This is a genomic window from Actinacidiphila acidipaludis (genome assembly GCF_019890725.1).
Taxonomy (GTDB): Bacteria; Actinomycetota; Actinomycetes; order Streptomycetales; family Streptomycetaceae; genus Actinacidiphila; species Actinacidiphila acidipaludis.
The window spans coordinates 1-520 of the sequence record NZ_JAINZZ010000153.1 but is presented as its reverse complement, the minus strand read 5'-3'; the positions used below and the strand labels follow the sequence as shown (position 1 = coordinate 520).

Annotated in this window: 1 protein-coding gene; it reads right to left on the bottom strand. The window is 69.4% G+C overall.

All coding sequences use genetic code 11. The features are described 5' to 3' along the window. Positions 1-70 precede the first annotated feature (70 nt). Positions 71-520 (bottom strand): Uma2 family endonuclease (locus K7862_RS37100; RefSeq protein ID WP_222970216.1); only part of this gene is annotated, 450 nt, incomplete at its 5' end.

Here is a 520-nt window from a genome sequence, read left to right as displayed (position 1 = left end):
CGTGTTGACGCCGAGCAAGGATGACCTCTGGCCGGACGGCCTTCGGAGGCGGGCGGCGCCCGGACGCGGGCTACATGTCGTCGATCGCGGCGAGGTCGATGTCGATGGTGAAGGGGGCGGGGAGCTTGAGGCGGTCGTGGTGGATGCCTGTCAGCTCGTACTTCGCCCCCACCCGGTCGAGTTCGTAGGTGTGAATCGCGGGGCGGCCGCTGTCCAGGGGCTCGACGAGCCAGAAGTGCGGAATTCCGGCTGCGGCGTAGAGCAGCGGCTTGCGCTTCCGGTCGCGGGCGGCCGACTCCGGCGAGACCACCTCGACGGCGAGCACCACGTCCTCGGCCCGGTAGCCGGTCTCGGTGTGGCCGGTCGCGGACACCGCCTCCCGCCGGATGACCACGAGGTCGGGCTCCGGCCGGCTGTTCGTGTCCACGACGACGGTCATCTCACGCCGCACACGCAGATGTGCGGGTGTGTGCGAACGGAGACCGGCTTCGAGCAGGAACATCGCCAGTGTGTGGAAACT